The following is a 21,742-nucleotide window of genomic DNA, read 5'->3' as shown; positions in this document are numbered from 1 at the left end:
CGCTCCGGCTTGCTCTCGGTCTCCGCCATCTCAGCCGCCCTGCTTCTTGCCGCCGTCATAGACCTTCATGCCGGCGGCGGGATCGAGATCGGTCTCGGTCGCCTCGGTGAGCCGCGCCATCATCATGTAGAAGCCGAGCGCGACGATGGACTCCACGATCTCCTGGTCGCTGAAATGTTTTCGCGCAGCAGTGAACGTTGTCTCGGGGACGCGGACGTTCTCGACGACCTCGCGGCCAAATTTCAGCAGCGCGCGCTCGGCCTCGCTGAGTGCTGGGGCATCGTAATCCGCGCGCTCGACGGCATCGATCTGGGCTTGCGTGCAGCCGACGCCGAGCGCGATCGGCACGTGCTGGCGCCATTCATAAGCGCCGCCCTCCAGTTGCGCGGCCTGGAGGATCAGGAGCTCGCGGTTGACGGAAGAGAGCTTTTGCTTGTGCAGGATCGAATTGCCGAGCCGCATCGCCGGGATCATGTTGGCCTCGGCATGGGCCATCATGCGGAAGATGTTGAGCTTGACCGGCATGCGGTCGAAAGAGGCGCGGATGTCGCCGCTCGTCGTCTCCGGATCAATCAGGGGCAGCCTTGCCACGGTTCTCTCCCTTGGGCTTTCGTTTCTTGTTGTCGACGTTACCTGCCGCGATCAGCGACAGGAAGAAGGCGAGATAGCGGTCGATCGCCTCGATCACCTTCGGCCGCGGCGAGGGCGCCGCGCCCATCACGTAATGCTCGAGGCGGATGTAGATCAGGCCGGCGGCGAACAGCCGCGCGGTCTCGCGCGGATCGGGCGTCGAGATCAGGCCGGCGAGCGCGAAACCGCGAAAATAGTCCGTCATCATGCTCTGCTCGCGCGCGTAGAAATGATCGGCGAATTTGGCGCGGATGCCGGGCACGCGGTTGCGCTCGGCGGTGATGACCTTCTGGAACTGGTGCTCGCGCGGATCGGACCATTGCTCGACGAGATCCAGCGCGAACTGACGGCAGAACGCGGCGGGCTGGCGCGCGAGCTGCTTGTAGCGCGGCTCCTCCAGCCGGCTCGCCGAGCTGGCCGGGCCGTGCTCGGACACGATGGCTTCGAGGATCGCGGCCTTGCCAGGAAAGTGGTTGTAGAGGCTGCTCTCGCGGATGCCGACGCGGCGGGCCAGCTCGCGCATCGAGGCGCCGCCATAACCGCTCTGCGCGAACAGATCGAGCGCCTCGGCGAGGATGCGGTCTCGGGTCGTGGGCGCAGCCGCGTCCGCTGCGCTGGACGTGTGAACAGCCATGCGACTTGACTAACGAACGATCGTTCGCTAGTCAACCGTACGAACGATCGTTCGTTTGCAAGTCTGGCAGCGACGATCGCCGTCCGCAAGTCCGCTTCGGGCGTCGTTCTCGCGTTTCAACTCCGCTCCACCGAGAAGCGGAGAGCAATTTCAGGGAGATTTTTCATGGCGCGCCTTGCCCGTCTTCGCCTGCCCGCGGCCTGCTTCCTCCTGCCGCTGCTCGCGGCCACCGCTCAAGCCCAGAATGCGAAGTACGATCCCGGCGCCGACGACAAGACCATCAAGATCGGCACCACCGCGCCGCTGAGCGGACCGGTGTCGGCCTTCGCGCAGATCGCGAAGTCGGCAGAGGCCTATTTCCGCAAGGTGAACGACGAGGGCGGCGTCAACGGGCGGCGCATCCAGATGATCATTGCTGACGATGCCTACAGCCCGCCGAAAACGGTGGAGCAGACCCGCCGCCTGGTCGAGAGTGAAGAGGTGCTGCTGATCTTCGGCGGCGTCGGCACGCCGACCAACAGCGCCGTGCACAAATATCTCAACGACCGCAAGGTGCCGCAGCTCTTCCTGGGGTCGGGCGCGGCGAAGTGGGACGATCCCAAGAATTATCCATGGACCGTCGGGTGGCAGCCGACCTATCGAGACGAGGCGATCGCCTATGCCAGATACATCAAGGCCAGCCACGCCAACGCGAAGGTCGGCGTGCTCTACCAGAACGACGACCTCGGCAAGGACTATCTGAAGGCGATGGAGGAAGGGCTCGGCGGCGGTGAAGCCATCGTCGCGCGCGCAGCCTACGAGACCTCGGCGCCGACCGTCGATACCCAGATCCTGCAACTGAAGACCGCCGGCGCGGACGTGGTGCTGGTGGCGGCCACGCCGAAATTCGCCGCGCAGGCGATCCGCAAGATCGGCGAGATCGGCTGGAAGCCCACCACCATCATCTCCAACGTCTCGGCCTCCATCAGTGGGGTGCTGGAGCCGGCCGGCAAGGACAATTCCACCGGCGTCATCTCCAGCCAGTATCTGAAGGACGCCACCGATCCGGCGCTGAAGGACGATGCCGGCTACAAGGAATGGCTCGCCTTCATGGACAAGTACATGCCTGAGGCCAACAAGAGCGACTGGCTCAACGTCTATGGCTACACCATCGCGCAGACGCTGGTCACGGTACTGAAGGCTTCCGGCAACGACCTCACCCGCGCCAACGTGATGAAGCAGGCCACGACAATGAAGGACGTGCGGCTGCCGATGCTGATCAACGGCACCGCGGTCAACAACTCGCCCGAGCGCCATACGCCGATGACGAGCCTTCAGCTCATTCGTTTCGACGGCGCGCGTTGGGTGCCGTTCGGCGACCTCCTGAAGAACTGAACCGATGCGGAGCTTGCGGATCGGCAGCATGCGGGTCGATCTCGTCAGCGAGATTCCCGCACTCGCCTTCGACAAGAGCTGGCTGTTTGCCAACGTCACCGACGAGGTGATCGCGGAGAACCGGAGCTGGCTCGATCACCGCTATATCGAGCCGGAGACCGGCCGCTTCATTCTCAGCCACCACTCCTATCTCGTGCGCACGCCGCGCTGGACCGCGATCGTCGACACCTGCTGCGGCAATCACAAGAAGCGGCCGCGCGTGCCGGCATGGAACGACCTCAACCAGCCCTACCTCGACAACATGCGGGCGCTCGGCGTTGCCCCTGAAGAGATCGACTTCGTGATGTGCACGCATCTGCATGTCGATCACGTCGGCTGGAACACGCGGCTCGTCGACGGCCGCTGGGTGCCGACCTTTCCCAACGCGCGCTATCTGATGGGCCGCGCCGAATATCGGCATTTCGAGGCCGCGCACAATGCGGCGCCAACGAGCCCGGTGAATCACGGCTCGTTCGAGGATTCCGTGCTGCCGGTGGTTGCGGCCGGCCTTGCCGAACTGGTCGAGACCGATCATCGCCTGTTCGATGATTGCGACGCGGCCTTGCGCTTCGCGCCGGCACCGGGCCACACCGCCGGCAACATGCAGATTCACCTCAATGGCGGCCACGATCACGCGGTGATGTCCGGCGACGTCATCCATCATCCGATCCAGTGCGCCGCGCCGTGGCTCTCCAATGCCGCCGACGTCGATCCGGCCGCCGCGATCGCGACGCGGCTTGCGCTGCTGGAAGAGCTTGCGGACACGCCGAGCTATCTGCTCACCGGCCATTTCCCGGCGCCAACCGCGGGGCGCGTCGTTAGGCACGGCGAGACCTATCGCTTTCGTTTTGAGGATTAGGGGGGACCATCATGAAGCTCAGCACCGTCACGCTCTCTCTGCTCGCATTGCTGTCGGCGGCATTGCCGGCGCGCGCCGAGGATCCGGCCGCCTACCCCTCGCGCAAGATCAGGATGCTGCTGCCCTATGCGGCCGGCGGCGGCGGCGACGTGGTCGGCCGGCTGCTCGCCGACAAGATGGGCAAGCTACTCGGACAGACCATTTATATCGAGAATCACACGGGCGCAGCCGGCACGCTCGGCACGCAGATGGTGGCGACGTCGCCCAATGACGGCTACACCATCACCGTCGGCGGCATGACCACCCACGTGCTGGCCCCCGCGATCTATCCCAAGCTGCCGTACGATTCGATCAAGGATTTCACGACGATCGGGCGCGTCGGGACGTCCTCGATCATGCTGGTGGCCACCAAGACCTTCCCTGCCAACGACATCAAAGAGCTGATCGCGCTCGCCAGGAAGGGCGAGCCGGTCCAGTATGGCAGTTGGGGCGTCGGCTCGACCGGGCAATTCTGCGCCGAAATCCTGATGCAACAAACCGGCATCAAGATGGATCACGTGCCGTTCAACGGCATCGCCAAGCTGGCCGGCGACCTGCTCGGCGGCCATATCTCGCTGGCGACGCTCGACATGGCAACCGCGACGCCGCTGGTGAAGGACGGCTCGCTCAAGGCGCTGGCCGCCTGCGGCGAACGGTCGCCAAGCCTGCCCGATATCGCCAGCTACAAGGAGCAGGGCGTGCCGTTCGACCGCAGCCTGTCCTGGGCGATGTATGCGCCCGCGGGCCTGGCTCCGCCGATCGCTCAGAAATTGTCGGCGGCCCTGAAGGACGCGCTCGGCGATACCGTGGTGAAGGACAAGCTGCTCGGGCTCGGCATCACCGCGCAGTTCGTCCCAGGCGATGAGCAGCGCGACATCAATGCGCGCGACATCGCAGCCTGGAAGCAGGTTGCCAAGGACGCCGGCATCGAGGTCAAGTGAAGAGCGGTGCCGTTGCACATGAAGACAGCTTGGCGAGGAGCTTGCTCGCGGCCCATCCTTCGAGACGCCCGCCTGCGGCGGGCCCTCAGGATGAGGTCGCGCTTTGCGGCAAAGACAGGAGCGCGGGCATGAGCCGCATCTTCGGCGTGGTGCGCCAGAACGGGTATGTGGTGCGGAACATCCACGCCGCGATGAAGCATTGGATCGAAATCATGGGCGTCGGTCCCTGGTATTACATGGACCGGGTCAAGACAGACTGGTTTCGGCATCGCGGCCGGGATTCCGCGTTGGAGATGAGCATTGCGCTGGCCAATTCCGGCGATCTCCAGATCGAGCTGATCCAGCAGCGCAATGACGCGCCCTCGCTGTACAGGGAATTCCTCGACGCCGGGCACGAGGGCCTGCAGCACATGTCCTATTGGAGCCATGACTACCAGGCGCTCTACGACAAGGCGCTCGGCCTCGGCTACAGGATCGGCCATGAAGGCCAGATCGGCGGCGACAAGGGACGCTTTGCCTATTTCGACACGCAGGCCCATCCGGGCACGGTGATCGAGATCTCCGACATCAGCGGCACCAAGGGACCATTCTTCGAAAAGGTCCGGCAGGCCGCGCTGAACTGGGACGGCACGCGGCCGATCCGCGAGGTCGGCAGCGCGAAATAAGGCTTGATCACCGACTGCCGATTTCCCGGCCCGCTGAGGCAGCGGTCCGTGGTAGGGTGAGCCTCACGTCCGAACCTTCAGCGAGGCAATCATGTCCGACACTGACAAGGTTTTCGCCGGCTCGATCCCGAAGCTCTACGACGAGCATCTCGTCCCGATGATCTTCGCCTTCTATGCAAACGACATCGCAAGACGCATCGCCCCGCTCTCTCCCTCCGCGCTGCTCGAGATCGCGGCGGGCACCGGCGCGGTGACGCGCGCCGTGGCGGCGGCGCTGCCGCCCGGCATCCGCTATGTCGCGACGGACCTCAACGAGCCGATGCTCGCGGTCGCGGCAAAGCGTCAGGCGGACGATGATCGCATCACCTGGCGCCAGGCGGATGCTCTGGCGCTTCCCTTCCGCGAAGCCGAGTTCGACGTGGTCTGCTGCCAATTCGGCGCCATGTTCTTTCCGGACCGCGCCAAGGGCTATTCGGAGGCGAAGCGCGTGTTGAAGGGCGGCGGCACGTTCCTGTTCAATGTGTGGGACCGCATCGAGGAAAACGTGTTCGCCCACGATGTCACGACGGCCCTTGGCAAAGTGTTTCCCGATGATCCGCCCCGCTTCATGGCGCGGACGCCGCATGGCTATTTCGACCAGGCGATCATCCGGGCCGATCTCAAACGCGCGGGCTTTGGCGACGTCGCGATCGAAACACTGGCAGCGACCAGCCGTGCCGCGACGCCCGAGCTCGTGGCGCTCGCCTATTGCCAGGGCACGCCGCTGCGCGGCGAGATCGAGGCGAGGAGCGGCGGCGATCTCCAAGCCGCAACCGATGCGGCCGCTGATGCGCTCCGCGCGCGCCATGGACCTGGACCGGTCGAAGCCAAGATCCAGGCCCTGGTGATCACGGCGCGGCTATAAGGGCTGCGCCGCGGCCAGCTTCCTTACCAAAAGCCCCGCGGCATCGGCTGCGTCGACTGGTAATACTGATACTGGCCGCGCTGACGGCGCGGATTGGCCGGCTGCACGTAGGGATCGCGCGGGTAGAAGAAGCCGAAGCCGTTGCCGCCATTGTCCCAGCCGTCGTCGCTCGCGACCATGGCAGGCGCGGTCGGCTTGCGCGTGATGAAGCCGCCTTGCGGCTGGTTGCTCAGCACCGCGACGAATTCGGTGCGGTAGTTGGTTTCAGCGCTCAAGGGCTCGTCGGAGATGACGATCGACGAACGCGGCAACGCGGTCGGCCCGATGCGATCCCATACCTCCTGGGGAATGGTGATCCGGTCGAGCGCATCCCTCGCCTCGTCGCCGTTCTCGATCGTGACGACGCTCCAGCGCAGGCCTGCATCGGTCTTCGCCATCGCCGTGAAGATGTGCGTGCCGAGCGGCCGGTCGGGATTGCGGATCGTGACGGGGACCTCGATGCTGGTGTCGAACACCTCGCCGCCGCCGTCGGGCGCCGGCTTGTGGGTGTTCCGCCGCACATAGAGCTTCTGCGTGGAGCGGCTGATGTAGACCGAGACCGGCTCGAGCGCGAGCTTTGCGTCGGTCGCCGCCTTCACGGCGTCGACCTTCCTGGCCGCCGTCGCCTTTGCAGCCTCCTTCGTGGCGGCGACCGCATCGCCCTTCGGCTGCGCGGCGGCCTTGGCGGCATCAAGCTGCGTCGACGCGTCCGCGGCCTTCGCAGTGGCCTTCTGCTTCAGCTCCTCGGCCTTGGCACGCGCCTGGTCGGTCTTCGCATTCGCCAGCGTCTTGTCGGCGAAGGCGAGCTCGGCATCCGCGCGGGCCTTCTGCTGCTCCAGCTTGCGCAGCGTCGCCGGGAGGGACGTTGCTTCCTTTGCGGCTACCGACGCGGCTTTCTTGGCTTCATCGGCGGCGCGCGTCGCCTCCTCGGCCTCGGCGGCGAGCTTGCCGATACGGCTCGGTGCCACCGCGATGGCCTCCTGCTTGGGCACGAACAATGAGGGGTGCGAGATTTCGGTCGGGACCGTATCTTCCGGCGAGACGATCACCCGCATTCCGATATATGTCTTGTCGAACACGTTCTCGGCGAAGCCGAACGGAAGCCGCACGCAGCCATGCGAGGCGGCATAGCCGGGCAGCGGTCCGCCATGCAGCGCGATCCCGTTCCATGTGATGCGCTGCATATGCGGCATCCACGCATCGTCATACATGCTCGAGCGATGCTCCCGGTTCTTCTCGAGGATGGCGAACACGCCGGCCGGCGTCTCGCGTCCCGTGGTGCCGGTCGACACCGGCGCGCGAGCGATCCAGCCGTCCGCATCATAAAAGGTGATTTGCTGGCTCTTGATCGACACGATCGCCATGATGGGATCGCCGGCCACGCGCTGGGCCACCGCCTCGGCCACTTGACGGGCCTGCTTGGCTGCAGTCGCCGGGGCCGCTCCCGCAAACAGGGCCAGCGTCGCCAATGCTACAATCCCGGCAGGCCCCCGACGCCGCATCGCCCTGGTGGATCGCGTCGTCGTCGATCGGTTTTTCATGCCATCCTCGGTCGAACTGCCAGTCTGCTGGTGTCGCTCAGAATATCAATTTGCGATCTCTGGATTAAGAAAGCGCAGCCGCCTTACGTTCCGTCTGTGGCGAGATTCGGCACGTTCCGGCGACAAATCCTATCATATACGACCGTTCGCACACGCGGAAGGCGGCCTCGGGCTGAAGCTACCCCGATGCCGCTCCCAAGCGCTGCGGCAGAATGTCCGGTTAACCGCCCGCAGGTGCGCCTGGGCCCGCTAACTAGACCCCAAGTGCCTTGCGATTGAGCGTGCGCAGGAAACGCAGCGACAAGGTCCGCACGTTCGCGACGTTCAACAGCCAGGCCGCAGCGGCATAAGCGAGGCCGCCGGCGAGGCTGACGATGACAAGCGACACCGGACCGGTGCCGCCGGCTTGCGATCGCGCGATCAGAATCGCGGCCGCCATCGCCGCGGCAGAGACAGCGACACCGGCGAGGCGATGGAGGTCGAATGGCACCGGATGGGCACGGTGCATCAGGACGACCGCAACCAGGAAGCCAATCGCCTCGGTCGCGAAGGTCGCCAGCGCCGCACCGTAGAGGCCATAGCCCGCGACCAGAGCGACCATCAGGACGATGCTGACGACGAGTGTGAGGAAGGATTGCGCGGCCAGCATGAAGGGCTTTTCGGCGAGCTGGAAACTGATCTGGACATAGAACTGATTGGCAATGCCGAAGAAGCGTGCGAGCACCAAGATCGGCAGCAGCGCGGACACCCCGGCGCGGAAATCGACGCCGACCAGCGTGCCGGCGACCTGGTCCGCGGCCAGCGCGAGCCAGACCGCGACGGGCGCAACGACGACGAGCAGCAGTTCGAGGCTTTCGGTCAGCCGCTCCCGCGTAACCGCAACGTCCTTCTCGGACAGGGAGCGGAACACCAGCGGCACCGTGGCCGCGGCGACGCTGGACGCGATCATGACCATGAACTGGCGCGGCAGGTCAGCGGCAACGCCGAAGATGCCGGCCGCGTCCTTGCCGAGCAGATAGGCAACGATGAGCCGGTCGCAGGTCGAATAGAGCGCGACGGACAATCCGGCCAGCGTCAGGGGCAGGCCGTAGCGCGCGAGCTGCATGAACTGGTCGCGCTGAAACCGCGCGATCCTGGTGCGGTCACCGACCAGATTCAGGATGATGCCAGTGAGCGAACCGAGGCCAAATGCAGCGAGCAGGCCGATGCCGCCCCAGCCGAGCCAGATGCCGAGAAGGCCAAAGCCGACGCTCGCCACGCTGCGCACGATCGAGATCGCCGCGAACCGATAGGGCCGCAATTTGGCGCGCTCGAACTCCTGGCCGACATCGACCGCATTGGCCATGATCGCGACGAACATGCTGGCGAGCAGCAGCTCGACGCTGACGTCGCTGCGGAACAGGAACACCAGCGGGGTCATCGCGCAGAGAATTGCGGCGGTCAGGACGAAGGCGACGATCGCCGTGCCGCGAAAATCGACCTCGGCCGACATCGCCTGATAGCGCGACACCGACAGCTTGATCCAGGCGAAGAAGATCGCGCCCAGGATGCCCGCAAGGCTGATGCCGACGACATAGACGCCGTATTCCGCCGGCGACAGCAGCCGTGTGTAGGCCGTGACCGCGAAGAAGCCCACCGCCGCAGGCAGGATGTAGGCGACCAGATAGATCGAGAAATGGCGGTTCAGCATGCGAGCACGGGACCGGTGGCGGCGATCAGGATTAACGAAGCGTTAAGAGAATTGGGCGTGGCAATCGGACTGCGCCGCCGGCATCGGCGAGGATAGCCGCATAAGCCTGCGAATCGGATTGCGAATGGAGCGACCGCTCGGTTATCGCGCGTTAGCGTTAAATTTGCCCTGTCCTTGTAGGGTCGGCCGGGATCACAGAAAAGAAGCAATGCTAGCGAAGCCTCGCCCTGCTCCTCCGATGCACTGATGTGACTGACATGGACGTTGCCGAACGAACCCGGGCGAAATCGGCCTCCCTGCCCCATCGCGACGCCGATGCTCCCACGCGCCCGACGGATCCCGGCGCGAAAGGCCGCGGCAGGATGGTCCTCAATCTCTTTTTCGAAGAGCGGGACGACCGCTGGTTTCCCGGCGACCGGCACCTCCGGCCGCTGCTGCGCCGCCTGCTGATGGGCAAATCCTTCGTCAGCGGACAGCGGCGCGTCCTGCTCAATCTGTGCGCAGGCCTCGATCGGCTCGGCATCCGCTATCGCCTCAACGACTATCGCTACATCCGGAAGCACCCGGAGGAACTGGCCTGCATCCTCGGCCGGCCGTTCGTGCTTGATTGGTTCAAGTGGCAGAACCCGCTGCTGCTCGGCGTCGCCATGTACGATCACCCGATCGATGCGCCGGAGAGCCTGAAGGATCTCGACGTGCGGCGCGTGCTGGTGCCGTGCGCCTGGTATGCCGACATGTTCCGTCCGCATTGGCCCCATGTCGGCGCCTGGCCCGTCGGCATCGAGACCGATTTGTGGACGCCGGCGCCGGCCGCGCAGAAGAGCGTCGACGTGCTGCTCTACGACAAGGTGCGCTGGGATTACGACCGGTACGAGCCGGAGCTGATCGAGCCGATCCGAAAGTCTCTCGAAGCCAGCGGCCGCACCGTCGAAGTGATCCGCTACGGCCACTACAAGGAAGACGATTATAAGGCCGCGCTGGCGCGTTGCCGCAGCATGGTCTTCCTCTGCGAGCACGAGAGCCAGGGCATCGCCTGCCAGCAGGCGCTGTCGAGCGGCGTGCCCGTCTTCGCCTGGGATCGCGGCGGGCCGTGGCAGGATCCGAAATATTTCCCGGACAAGGTGAGATATGAGGGCAACGTGTCCTCGGTGCCCTATTTCGACGCGCGCTGCGGCATGATCTTCACCGACGCGAACGACTTCACTGCGAGCTGGGGCCGCTTCTGGTCGCAGGTCAGCACGGGAGGCTTCGCGCCGCGTGATTATATCCTGGACAATCTGACGCTCGAGAAGGGCGCGCTTCACTACTACGAGATCGCGGAAGCCGCGATCCAGCGTCACGCGTGACCAGGCTCGACCGACGCCAGTTCCTGCTCGGCAGCGCCGCGACGCTCGCGGCGGGTGCATCGACGTCGGCCGCGCCGGCCTCGAAGTTCGCCCAGCGTCGCCCGGGCTATGGCGCAGCCGCAACGCTGTGGGACCTGCAAGCCGACCCGCGGCTCGGAGAGGCCATCAGCACCTATTGCACGCAGGTGGTGCCGGTGCTCGAACTAAAATGGCCGATGCTGCGGCCGGACGCGCACACTTTCGCGTTCGAGCGTGCCGATGCCATCCTGGATTTTGCCCGGGCGAACGATCTCACCATGCGCGGCCACGCGCTCGCGTGGTATCACGACATTCCCGACTGGACCAAGCAGATCAAGGACACCAAAGGCGTCGAGCGCGCCTATCGCGACCACATCGGCACCGTCGCCTCCTATTACAAGGACAAGCTGACGTCGTGGGACGTCGTCAACGAGCCGATCCCCGACAATCCGAGGAAGGTCACCGATCGGCGCGACACGTTCTGGACCCAGCATCTCGGCAATGGCTGGATTCCGCTGGCCTTCCGCACAGCCGCCGCAGCCGATCCTTTCGTCAAGCTCGCAATCAACGAATACGACATCGAGTCCGCCAAGGACTCCTTCATCGCCAAGCGCGCCGCCTTCCGTAACCTCATCATGGACCTGCTCGACCAGGGCGTTCCGCTCCACGCCGTGGGCCTGCAATCGCATCTGCATGCCGAGCTCGAGATCGACACGCACGGACTTGCCGAATTCGTCACCGAGCTCAGGTCCTGGGGGCTCGAGGTGCTCGTCACCGAGCTCGACGTCGACGATCAGAAGCTGGCGGGAAGCCCGGCGGAGCGCGACGCCATCGTCGCCAAGCGCGTCGACGACCTGCTGACCGCGATGTCGACCAGCGGACCGGTGCGCTCGATCCTGACCTGGGGCATCTCGGACCGCTACAGCTGGATCAACGGCACGTTTGCCCGCAAGGACAAGCAGCCGAACCGTCCCTTGCCGCTCGACGGCGAATTCAAGCCGAAGCCGTTCATGGACGTCATCAGCAAGTTCACGAAGGACGTGTAGGGACGATTGTTTGAGCGTGATCCTTTTGGAAAACCGCTGCACACTTTCCGGATCACGCTCTAACGCGTCTTCGGCGTCTCGAATGCGGGCGCATCGCCCATGTGGTCGGGCGAGAGGCTTGGGCTACGCCGGTCGCGCGAGGAGAGCCGGAACACATCGCGGATGTCGTCGACCGAGGTCGACGAATAGGACTGGATGCAGAGCGCGACTTGTTCCGGCGAAGCGGCCGCTATCATCGCTTCAATGGCCGGGCGGTCGAGGGGCGTGTCGTCCCAGTGCGAGACCGCGATGCTGTCTTCCGTGACACGATGCGTTGCCAGATGCTTCGGCGAACTGGCGACGAAATTGCCGTAGAGCAGATATTCGGAGAACTTCTTCTTCCGGCACAGCGCCAGGGCCCAGCTCAGGCCGGTTGCCGATTTGATGGCGCCGGTCATCGCGCGCGCGGTGTCCTTGTCCCAGACCAGCGCGTTGCCGACATAATCGTCTGCCGGGAACGAGCGCTGCCCGATTCCCAGGAGCTGATCGATCGTGCGGAGCCACACGCCGTGCACCGGGTGGTCGGCGCCGATCGCCTTGGGCGTGACGAAGAGCGGCGTCTTCTCACCGCCGGCATATTGGCCGACGTCGAACTCGCGGAAGAACAGATTGTCCGAATCCAGGATGCAGACGCGCTGCTCCGGCGCGTTGAGGACACCGGCAATCTTCAACATCTGCTGGATGTGCCAGCCGTGCACGGGCGAGGACAGCAACGACAGCCAGACTCGCCGCTTGCTGATGAACTGCAGCGCCGGCGGCAACGCGAACAGCCATTTCGGCAGGTAACGTGAGGCCGGGACGATGACGCGCTTGTCGGAGGCGAACTGTGCGAACAGCGGCACGTCCTCATCGTTAACGAGAACATAATGCCGCGTATATCCCGAGAGCCAGGTGTCGATGCTCTCGCTGAGCAGCGAAAAGCGCTCGATATCCTTGGCGTAGCTGGCAGTCAGCAGGGCAACGGGATGCATGGGCGCGCTCGAATGGCCATCAAGCCGCAGTCATAGCGGCGGCGAGAGACGCTGGAAACTCACTTCGCGAATCAAGGTAAAGCGAAACGAGCGTCAAAGAAGGCTATCCCCTGGACTTTAGGCTCTTGATGTACGCAACCGCTCTCTCCGCAACAGCCGGATCAAGTTCCGTTTCGTGAATCCTTCGTTCGACGAGGGCCAAGTCTAATGGGCGTTTCGCATGGATCGCGCTGACGAACCGCTTGTCCCTCTCATCCAACCTGGCGAGCTTGGACACAACGAGATCCTCCGGCGCAGGAGCCACACCGGTCACCGTCCGTCCCGCGACCTCCGTTCGCACGCTGACCGCCCGGCCCTGCCAGCCCTTCGGAAGCCTGGCCGTCGTCTCGTCAACGCCATCGATATAGAAGCCGTGCGCGCGGTGAAACGGGCTTTCCGATCCGAAGAGGCCGTCGATATGTTCGGACGCGACCGGCTGCACACCGTCACGCGTGCGTTTGGCCTCCGTCAATTCCCAAATTCTTGCGTTCGCGGGAAACGCGTCGATTTCCGGGGATTGTCTGGCGATCTCGGGCGCATCCGGCATGGACGCTAGAATTGCCTGGCTGCCGACGACGAATACGGTATCTGTCTCGAATTCATAAGCGAGAGCTCGGACCACCCTGAGCAAATCCTCCAAGGTACGCAGCGACCCGCCGTTGGACATTATGGTCCTCGGGCGGAAATAGTGCGAGTATTCGAGCCGCGTTGGGCAACACGTCTTGCAGCTCTCCTCAATCGGACCCTCGCGTCATAGTCTCCGAAATGGACGCCTTCGACGAGATAGAACGGAGATGAATTGCGTAGTCTCACCATCTCCCGATCGCGGCTGATCAGTTTCAGCACAAGTTCTCCGGTTGGAAGTGCGAGCAATTCCTGCCACTCGCGCACGAATGGCCAGTCGGCGAATTGATCCGCCTGCCGGGTATGAGCTGCCTTGGCCAGTTCGATCAAAGATGGGTCGCGACGAAGTCTCCGCACAATCAGCCGATGCATCATCAGCTTCGCGGTATCGCCAACCACGCCCTCGTTTAATCCATCATCCATCTGCCTATCCGGGCCCAGCTGAAATATAGACAACCTGACGGGAACAAGAAAGGGCGCAAGGTCCCAAGACCACCAGTCGGTCTAGTCCGCCGGCAGCCCCTGGTCGAGCCTGCGAAAGCGCAGCGGGGCCAGGGCGGAGGCGCGCTGCCACCAGTCGGCGACGCGGTCGTCGAGCGCGGTCACACCGCGGCCCTGGCCGGGGAAGATCCGGATCTGCTGCACCGCCTCGGCCACGAACCCCGTCCCCTTGCGCGTGATCCTGAGAGCGGCGCCTTCGCGGTCCCGCTGGGTCAGCGGCACCAGGAGGCGGCCGCGCGGACGGAGCGATTGCAGCCAGTGCGGATGTGGATGCGAGAAGCCGGCGTGGACGATGATCACGTCTGCCGTTTCGCGGCTCTCCTCGCATCCGTCGCCGTGGACCACCTCGACGTTGCGATAGGCGCGAAGATAATCCGCAGCGCGCGCCGCCAGCCGCTCGTCACATTCGATTGCAGTCACCCTGCCCTTTGGGCCAACGATCTGCGACAGCACCGCCGAGAAATAGCCGAGCCCGCAGCCGATCTGGAGCACGCGATCCTTCTCCCCGATATCGAGCTGGTCGATGAAATGCGCCCACAGGCTCGGCAGCCCGGTGTCGAGCTTGCGGCGCGCATCGATCGCGACCAGCACATTGTCGTAGAGATGCACGGGATCGGCGTCGGGCGTCAGCCGGTAGCTGCGCGCGGCCTCGCTCTTGATGCGCCAGGGCCCCTTGGCCAGAAAATCCTCGCGAGGAATAGCGGCGAGCGCTTGGAGCAGGCGCTTCGAGTCAATCCGCTCGCGCTTTGCGATCCTCTCGACATAGCGCGCACGCGCGGCGGCGAGATCGCTCATGTCAGGGATCGACCTGCTCGCGCACGAGTGCGTCCGCGCCGAGCTCGTTGACCAGCTGCATCGCTTGCTTCAGGTCCGGCGTGGAGAACCCCTCGCCGAACCTGCCGACGATGGGTACGAGCAGCAGGCTCGCGGGCTCGCGCCTACCGGCCTCGTGCCACAGCCGCGCGAGGCTGACGGCGGTGCGAAGCTCCCAGGACAGCGCGCCCTGCTTGCGCGCGATCTCCAGCGACAGACCGAACATATCCTCGGCCTCCCGCGCCGATGCCGGATCGCCGTCCGACAGCGTGATCTCGCCCTGCAGGCGATAGACTTCGGCCAGGTAGGAGTGATCGCCGGTTCGTCTCGCGGTCGCGAGCGCGCCGTCCAGCGCGCGCAAGGCGGCATCGCGCATCCCGACCTTGGCGTAGGCCTCCGCGAGCAGGCAGCGGAACCAGCAGCCGGCGAGCCAGGAATCCATCGCCTCGTACTCGTCGAGGCCGAAGCGCATCTGGCTGAGGCCCTCGTCGGCTTCGCCGAGTTGCGCCAGCGCCCAGCCGCGCAGGATCGCCGCTTGCTGCTTCCAGTGCAGGAAATTGTGCTCGGTGGCGATGATCATGGCGCGGTTGGCGTGGTCGCGCGTACCCTCGACGTCGCGCAAATGCTGGCAGAGATAAGCGCTGAACACGAGCGCGAAGGCGAGCGTGAACGGATGGCGGATCTTCTCGGCATTGGCGATCGCCTGCTCGCTGTGCTGGCGCGCCGCGTCCGGCCGGCCGAGGAACCACAGGAGATAGCCGAGATAGGACAGCGAGACGACGCCGGGATCGATGCCGTGCCGCTCCATCAGGCCTGAGTGCAGATCAGGGCTGTAGAGGTTGATGCAGCGGTGCAGATGATGCCGCGAGGCGGCAAAGCGGCCGCGATACAGCATGGTCATCGCGATCGAGCGGTGCGCCTCGATCAGATAACCGGTCTGCTGTGCCGGCTCGATGCGCTGGTTCAGCCGTTCGCGCTTGGCGAATCTCAACAGCTCGACGCTGAGATCGTGCGCGCGCGTGAGATCGGCGCGGATGAAATGACAGACCCAGAGCCCCCGCGTGGCGGCGAAGGCCTTTTCGTCGTCGTCGAGCTGCTGGCCGAGCTCGAGCGCGCGGTTGTAGTTCTCCTCGACCTCGTGCACCGCATAGCCTTTGGCGGCGATCAGCGCGTTGCCGAGTGCGATGCGCAGCTCGAGCTCCATCTCGTCGGCGCCCTGCATGCGGGTGTTGGCCTGCACGACGGTCAAGCCGCGGCGCAGGTGACCGATCGCTTCCAGATTGGCGCCGCTCTTGGCCGCCTGCTTGCCGGCCTTGAGCCAGAAACTGGCGGCGCCCTCGCTCTGGCCGGATTCAGTCAGGTGATGGGCGAGCAATTCCGGTTCGCGCTCGGTCTTCTCCGGATACATTTCGGCGAGAACCTGGGCGATCCGGGAATGCAGCTTGCGGCGCTCGCTGTGCAAGAGGCTCGCATGCGCGGCGTTCTGGATCATCACGTGCTTGAAGGAATAGAGCGCCTCGGGCGGATGGCCGCGCCGCATGATCAGCCCCGCCTCCTCCAGACGATTGAGGGCAGCCTCGATCTGTTCGGCGGGCGTGTTGGCGACCGCATGGAGCGTCTCGTAGGAAAACTCGCGGCCGATGGTGGCGCCGATCTGCGCGATGCGCTTGAACGGCCCCATCCGGTCCAGCCGCGCCATCAGCGAGTCCGTCAGGGTCGCCGGGATCGCGAGCTGCCGCCACGGGCCCGACAGCACGTAGCGCCCGTGCCGCTCGGTCAGGAGGTTGGATTCGAGCACGGTCTTGGTGAGCTCTTCCAGGAACAGCGGCACGCCGTCGGTCTTGACGATGATCTCCTCGACGACCTCCTTGGGCAGCTCTCGCCCCGCCACGCGCTCGACCAGCGTCGTGCGCAGTTGCCGGCTCAGGCGGTTCAGCACCAGGGTGGTGATGTGGGAATGTGCATTCCAACTCGGCTGGAATTCGGACCGCGCGGTGACGATGACCAGGATCGGCCGGTTCTGCACCCGCTCGACCAGGAGGTCGATGACCTCGCGCGAGGTCGGATCGATCCAATGCAGATCTTCGAACGCGATCACCAGCGGCATCTCGCGCGCAAGACCCAAGAGGTGATTGACCAGCGCGGTGACGGTCGCATCCTTCTGCTGTTGCGGCGAAAAGTCGAGCCGCGGATAGCGGTCGCCCGTCGGTATCGACAGCAGCGCGGCGAACAGCGGCGCCACCTGCTCGATGTCGCCATGCGCGGCGGCGATCGCGGTCTCGAGGCCCGAAAGCGACAGCGCCGAAAAATCCTCGCGGTCGAGCCCGAGCGTGAATTTGAGCTGCTCGGCGAACGGATAGAACGCCGTGGACGTGTAGTAGGGCGAGCATTGCAGCGACACCTGCCCATGGCGATCGCCGGAGATCCGCTCGAAGATTTCCTGGATGATGCGCGACTTGCCGATGCCGGGCTCGCCGAACTTGACGACAACCTGGCCGTCGCCGTCCTTGACCTGCTGCCAGCGTCCCATCAACAGCGCGATCTCCTCCTCGCGGTTGACGAGCGGCGTCAGGCGCGTGCCCATGGCGGCGGCGAAGCGGGTCTCCACCCGAGAGGCGCGCATCACGTGCCAAGCCTGCGCCTTCTCAGAGATCCCCTTCAGATCATGGACGCCGAGATTGCGGAATTCGAACTTCCCCTTCAGCAGCGACTGGGTCGAGGCGGAGATCACGACGCCATTGGGCGGCGCGAGGCCTTGCAGGCGCGCGGCGAGATTGACGGTCTCGCCGACCGCGGAGTCGCGTTCTTCGGTGCCCTGCCCGACGAGATCGCCGACCACGACGAGACCGGTCGCGATCCCGATGCGCACGGCGGGCGAGTGGCTGAGTGCACCCCGCGGCTCGATCGCCCGCGCGCTCGACAGCACCCGCACGATCTCCAGCCCGGCCCGCACTGCGCGCTCAGCATCGTCCTCATGCGCGGTGGGATAGCCGAAATAGACCAGGATACCGTCGCCGACGAAACGGGCGGCAAAGCCCTCGTAGTGCTTGACGACGCGGACACAGGTTTCGCGAAAGCTCGCGATCATGTCACGCACGTCTTCCGGATCGAACTGCACCGAGAGCGAGGTGGAATCCACCATGTCGCAGAACATGGTCGTGAGCTGACGCCGTTCCGCGCCGACCTCCGCCCGCTTTTGCGGCGGCACCGCCGCAGGCGGCGCGTCCGCCGTTTCGTCCCTAAACAGCGCCGACATCGCCCGCTGAAGCCGCTTGCGATCGCCAAGCGGCAATCCGAGCTCGACCAGATCCGACTCGGTCAGATCCGCCATCACGTCGAGATCGAGGCGGTGCTGCGCGAAGAGATCGGTGTAGTGGCCGAGGCCGATGCCTTCGAGCCAGCGCTTCAGCCCGCCCTCCGTTCCCGTGTCCGGCTCATTCTCCAGCATGGTGATTTCTGCCCGACCATCACTCCGTCGAAGGGCCTTGGGCCCCTCAACCACAGATTTTGAGGCCCGAACTTCACCTCAGACTGGACGCGTTCCCTAAGACTTGGGAAGAATAGCTCAATCAGATCAAAAGGGAATGTCGTTGTCGGACATCGCATCCGGAGCGGGAGAAGGATCGGGAGCTTCCAACGCCGAAACCAAGTCCCTTGCGCATATCGGCCGCCTCCTCGACGTCCACGCGCAGAGGATGCCGGCGGCACCCGCCCTGCTCGCTCCGGGCCGGCCGGCCCTCAACTACGGCGCGCTGGGCCCATTGATCCGGCGCCTGATGCACACCCTGCGCGGGCTCGGCATTGGCCCCGCGGACCGCATCGCCGTTGCGCTGCCGCGCGGCGCCGACAGTGCGCTGGCATTGATCGCGGTCGCATCGAGCAGTGCGTGCGTCCCCGTCAATCCCGACCTGACCGCGGATGAGCTGCAACGCTATTTCAGTGAATTGAAGCTGACGGCGCTCGTGACCCGGGCCGACATGAACTCGGCCAGTCGCGACGTCGCCAGGACGCTCGACATCGCGGTGATCGATTTCGTGCCGGGACCGGTCAGCGATCTCGGCGGTTGCGCCTTCATCGGCCCAACGATCGGGCCGGCGAGCACGAGCGGTGCCTCGCGCGCCGACGACGATGCATTCATCCTGATGACGTCGGGCACGGCAGCGCGGCCGAAAATGGTGCCGTTGACCCATCGCAACGTGTGTCTGTCGGCGCAAAATGCCGGCCGCGTGCTGTCGCTCACACCGCATGATCGCCTGCTCAACGTGCTGCCGCTGTTTCACGCCCATGGCCTGATCTCTGGCCTCTTGACGGCGCTGGCAGCGGGCTCCAGCGTGATCTGCACCGACGGTTTTGATGCATCGTCCTTCTTCGGCTGGATGCGAGAGCTGCAACCGACCTGGTACACGGCGGTGCCGACCATTCATCGTGCGCTGCTGACGGCGGCGGAGGCTGATCCCGACCGTGCCAGGTCGTCGTCACTGCGCGTGATCCGTTCGGCCTCGGCCTCGCTGGCGCCGGCGATTCTCGAAGGACTGCAAGCAACCTTCGGTGTCCCCGTGCTCGAAACCTACGGCATGACAGAGGCAGCCTCGCAGATCGCGGCCAACCCGTTCGAGCTGCGCAAGATCGGATCGGTCGGCCGCGCCGCGGGTCCGGACATCGCAATCATGGACGAGGCGGGCCGCACGCTTGCGAGCGGCGCGCAGGGCGAGATCATGCTGCGCGGTCCCAACATGAGCCGCGGCTATTACAATGACGAGGCGGCGACCAAGGCCGCATTCCGCACTGGCTGGTTCCGGACCGGCGATCTCGGCTATCTCGACGAAGACGGCTATCTCTTCATCGTCGGCCGCATCAAGGACGTCATCAACCGCGGTGGCCAGAAGATCTCGCCGCTGGAGGTGGAAGAGGTCCTGCTCAGCCATCCGGCGGTGCTGGAGGCCGGGGTGTTCGCAGTGCCGCATGAGAAGCTCGGCGAGAACGTTGCCGCGGTCGTGGTGCTGCGGCCGAGTTCTGAGGCGAGCTCGGACCAGCTGCGCCAGTTCGCGCGAAAGCGGCTCGCGGCCTACAAGGTGCCGAGCCTGATCCGCAGCGTTGCAGCGCTGCCCAAAGGCGCCAGCGGCAAGATCAAGCGCAATGCGCTGGCCGGGCTGATCGCGGCAACGGAGAGTGGCACTGAGGCGCAGGCGCCGCGCAATGCGCTGGAGACCCAGCTCGCCGCGATCTGGGCCGGTCTCTTGGAGCTGCCGCAGGTCGGCATCGATCAGGACGTGTTCGCGATCGGCGCGGATTCGCTCGCAGTAACGCAGATGCGCTCGCGCCTGCGCGAACGCTTCAACGTCGACTTCTCGTTCGAGGACATTTTCGATTGCGCCACGGTCGCCGCGCTTGCTGCACGGATCGCGACTGCCGCAAGCCGTCGCGAGGCGGATTTGCCGGCCTGGCGTCAAGCGGCGGCGGCCGATGCACCGCTCTCATTCCAGCAGCAGCGGATGTATGTGCTCTCCCGGCTCGATCCGACCCGCTACAACTATAACGTCGTCGAAGTTGCCGTTCTCAAAGGCCCGGTCGACGCCGCCGCGCTTTCCGCAAGCCTCACCGCGATCTGCGCGCGCCACGAAGCGCTGCGCTCGATCTTCATCGAAGGCGAGGGCGAGCCGACGCAGCGCGTGCTGCCATCGCCGCCGCCGTTCGAACGGATCAAGCTAAAGCCCTGCCCGGCCGACAAGCGCGCCGCAATCATCAGGCGCGAGGCGCTCAAGCTCGCACAATATCCGTTCGACCTCGCCCGCGAGCCGCCGTTGAAGGTCACGCTGCTGTCGTTCGACAGAACGAACCACGCGCTGTTGGTCAACGTCCATCACCTCGTCACCGACGGCTGGTCGCAACGGCTGTTCTGGGAGGAGCTTGCCGCCCAATATGCGGGCGCGCAGAAGCGGAGCGCCGCCGCGCTGCCCCCTCCCGCCTTCCAATATCGCGACTTTGCGCTCTGGCAGCAGAGCTGGGCGCAGACGCCGGCGGCCAGGGAGCAGCTCGATTATTGGCGGACGCAGCTCGACGGGGTCACCACGCTGCCGCTGCGAACCGACCGGCCGAGGCCGGAGGCCTGGAGCGGTCACGGCGCCCGGCATTATCTCGAATTCTCCAAGCCCCTGTCGGCCGACCTGCGCAGGCTGAGCCAGAACCAGGGGGTGACGCCCTTCATGACGCTGCTCGCGGCCTTCCAGTGCCTGCTGTTCCGCCACACCGCGCATGAGGATGTCGCCACGGGATCGCTGATCGCCAACCGCAACCAGATCGAAAGCGAGCGCCTGATCGGCCTTTTCGCCAACACGCTGATCCTGCGCAACGATTTCAGCGGCGATCCCAGCTTCGGCGAGATGTTGCGGCGGGTGCGGCAGGTCACGCTCGACGCCTATCGCAATCAGGATCTGCCGATCGAGGAGGTGCTGCGCGCGCTCCAGATCGCGCGGCGCAGCGACGGCAATCCGCTGTTCCGGATCATGTTCATCCTCCAGAACGCCTCGATCGAGACCGCCCGCTTCCCGGGCTTTTCGACGCGGCGGCTGGAAGTCGATCCCAAGGTGGCGCGCTTCGACGTCACGCTCGAACTGGTCGAGGCCGACGGCCGCTTCACCGGGTTCTTCGAATACGCCACCGATCTGTTCGACGCGGCGACGATCGAAGCCATGGCGGCCCAGTTCAAGACCCTGCTCAAGGCGGCCATTGCCGATCCGGAGCAGCGCATCTCGCGCCTGCCGCTCCTCACCGAGGCCGAGCGCCGGCAATTGCTCGCGAGAGGCCGGGGCGTGGCGGCCGATTTCACCGCGCGCGGCAATTTGAGCGAACGCTTCGATCGTCAGGCCAAGCGCACGCCGAACGCGGTTGCGGTGTCGGACGGCCGCACGTCCCTGAGCTATCGCGAGCTGGCGCGCCGCAGCCACGCCGTCGCGCACTGGCTGGCGCGCGAAGGCGTCGGTACCGAGAGCG

General features: G+C 65.2%; 17 protein-coding genes. 8 read left to right on the top strand and 9 right to left on the bottom strand.

Going from position 1 to position 21,742, the window contains the following annotated elements; translation table 11 throughout:
* Nucleotides 1–30: 30 nt before the first annotated feature.
* Nucleotides 31–591: a carboxymuconolactone decarboxylase family protein gene (locus SE91_RS05200; RefSeq protein WP_061846821.1), complete on the bottom strand. Its 561-nt coding sequence runs from the start codon at nt 589–591 to the stop codon at nt 31–33.
* On the bottom strand, nt 569–1,264 hold the full coding sequence (locus SE91_RS05195; RefSeq protein WP_061846820.1) for a TetR/AcrR family transcriptional regulator: 696 nt from the start codon (nt 1,262–1,264) through the stop codon (nt 569–571). Before SE91_RS05195 ends, SE91_RS05200 begins: the two co-directional genes overlap by 23 nt.
* Before the next feature lie 165 nt (nt 1,265–1,429).
* On the opposite strand from SE91_RS05195, the gene SE91_RS05190 reads away from it, so the two are divergent.
* The 5 genes from SE91_RS05190 to SE91_RS05170 all read left to right on the top strand — a co-directional run bounded on the left by SE91_RS05190 (nt 1,430) and on the right by SE91_RS05170 (nt 6,085).
* Nucleotides 1,430–2,638, top strand: a complete 1,209-nt coding sequence (locus SE91_RS05190) for an ABC transporter substrate-binding protein (RefSeq protein WP_061846819.1) — start codon at nt 1,430–1,432, stop codon at nt 2,636–2,638.
* Between the two features lie 4 nt (nt 2,639–2,642).
* The gene (locus tag SE91_RS05185; protein ID WP_061846818.1) at nt 2,643–3,536 is read left to right on the top strand and encodes an MBL fold metallo-hydrolase; all 894 of its coding nucleotides are present in this window, start codon (nt 2,643–2,645) and stop codon (nt 3,534–3,536) included.
* An 11-nt stretch (nt 3,537–3,547) separates the two neighbouring features.
* Entirely contained in the window at nt 3,548–4,516 is a 969-nt protein-coding gene (locus tag SE91_RS05180; protein WP_061846817.1) for a Bug family tripartite tricarboxylate transporter substrate binding protein, read from the top strand.
* A 128-nt stretch (nt 4,517–4,644) separates the two neighbouring features.
* Nucleotides 4,645–5,181, top strand: a complete 537-nt coding sequence (locus SE91_RS05175; RefSeq protein ID WP_061846816.1) for a VOC family protein — start codon at nt 4,645–4,647, stop codon at nt 5,179–5,181.
* A gap of 91 nt (nt 5,182–5,272) precedes the next feature.
* Nucleotides 5,273–6,085 (top strand): class I SAM-dependent methyltransferase, encoded by an 813-nt coding sequence (locus SE91_RS05170; RefSeq protein ID WP_061846815.1) that lies wholly within the window; start codon nt 5,273–5,275, stop codon nt 6,083–6,085.
* Nucleotides 6,086–6,108: 23 nt separating this feature from the next.
* On the opposite strand, the gene SE91_RS05165 is transcribed toward SE91_RS05170, so the two are convergent.
* Nucleotides 6,109–7,665, bottom strand: coding sequence for a L,D-transpeptidase (locus SE91_RS05165; RefSeq protein ID WP_061846814.1), 1,557 nt, complete (start codon nt 7,663–7,665; stop codon nt 6,109–6,111).
* 253 nt (nt 7,666–7,918) lie between these two features.
* Complete coding sequence (locus tag SE91_RS05160; protein ID WP_061846813.1) at nt 7,919–9,355, bottom strand: lipopolysaccharide biosynthesis protein; 1,437 nt, start codon at nt 9,353–9,355, stop codon at nt 7,919–7,921.
* A gap of 257 nt (nt 9,356–9,612) precedes the next feature.
* Here SE91_RS05160 and SE91_RS05155 point away from each other — a divergent pair, with 257 nt between their 5' ends.
* Together SE91_RS05155 and SE91_RS05150 are read left to right on the top strand one after the other, a co-directional pair.
* Entirely contained in the window at nt 9,613–10,701 is a 1,089-nt protein-coding gene (locus SE91_RS05155) for a glycosyltransferase family protein (RefSeq protein WP_061846812.1), read from the top strand.
* Nucleotides 10,698–11,765, top strand: a complete 1,068-nt coding sequence (locus tag SE91_RS05150; RefSeq protein ID WP_060735007.1) for an endo-1,4-beta-xylanase — start codon at nt 10,698–10,700, stop codon at nt 11,763–11,765. The genes SE91_RS05155 and SE91_RS05150 overlap by 4 nt, the downstream gene beginning before the upstream one ends.
* Before the next feature lie 59 nt (nt 11,766–11,824).
* Here SE91_RS05150 and SE91_RS05145 read toward each other — a convergent pair whose 3' ends face one another.
* The 5 genes from SE91_RS05145 to SE91_RS05125 form a co-directional block, all read right to left on the bottom strand.
* Nucleotides 11,825–12,775, bottom strand: coding sequence for a DUF6492 family protein (locus SE91_RS05145; protein ID WP_061846811.1), 951 nt, complete (start codon nt 12,773–12,775; stop codon nt 11,825–11,827).
* Between the two features lie 103 nt (nt 12,776–12,878).
* The gene (locus SE91_RS05140) at nt 12,879–13,481 is read right to left on the bottom strand and encodes a DUF6036 family nucleotidyltransferase (RefSeq protein WP_061846810.1); all 603 of its coding nucleotides are present in this window, start codon (nt 13,479–13,481) and stop codon (nt 12,879–12,881) included.
* The gene (locus SE91_RS05135) at nt 13,481–13,861 is read right to left on the bottom strand and encodes a hypothetical protein (RefSeq protein ID WP_061846809.1); all 381 of its coding nucleotides are present in this window, start codon (nt 13,859–13,861) and stop codon (nt 13,481–13,483) included. Before SE91_RS05135 ends, SE91_RS05140 begins: the two co-directional genes overlap by 1 nt.
* 81 nt (nt 13,862–13,942) lie before the next feature.
* On the bottom strand, nt 13,943–14,734 hold the full coding sequence (locus SE91_RS05130) for a protein-L-isoaspartate O-methyltransferase family protein (RefSeq protein WP_061846808.1): 792 nt from the start codon (nt 14,732–14,734) through the stop codon (nt 13,943–13,945).
* Nucleotide 14,735: 1 nt separating this feature from the next.
* A complete protein-coding gene (locus tag SE91_RS05125) occupies nt 14,736–18,200 on the bottom strand; it encodes an ATP-binding protein (protein WP_061846807.1) in 3,465 nt (1,154 codons plus the stop codon).
* A 136-nt stretch (nt 18,201–18,336) separates the two neighbouring features.
* Between SE91_RS05125 and SE91_RS05120 the strand changes: the two genes are divergently transcribed.
* Nucleotides 18,337–21,742, top strand: a 3,406-nt coding sequence (locus tag SE91_RS05120) for a condensation domain-containing protein (RefSeq protein WP_156489955.1), incomplete at its 3' end; no start/stop codon positions are given.

The organism is Bradyrhizobium sp. DOA1 (genome assembly GCF_001593325.1).
GTDB lineage: Bacteria > Pseudomonadota > Alphaproteobacteria > Rhizobiales > Xanthobacteraceae > Bradyrhizobium.
Note: the sequence above shows the minus strand (reverse complement) of the source record. Positions and strands in the feature narration are given on the sequence as shown.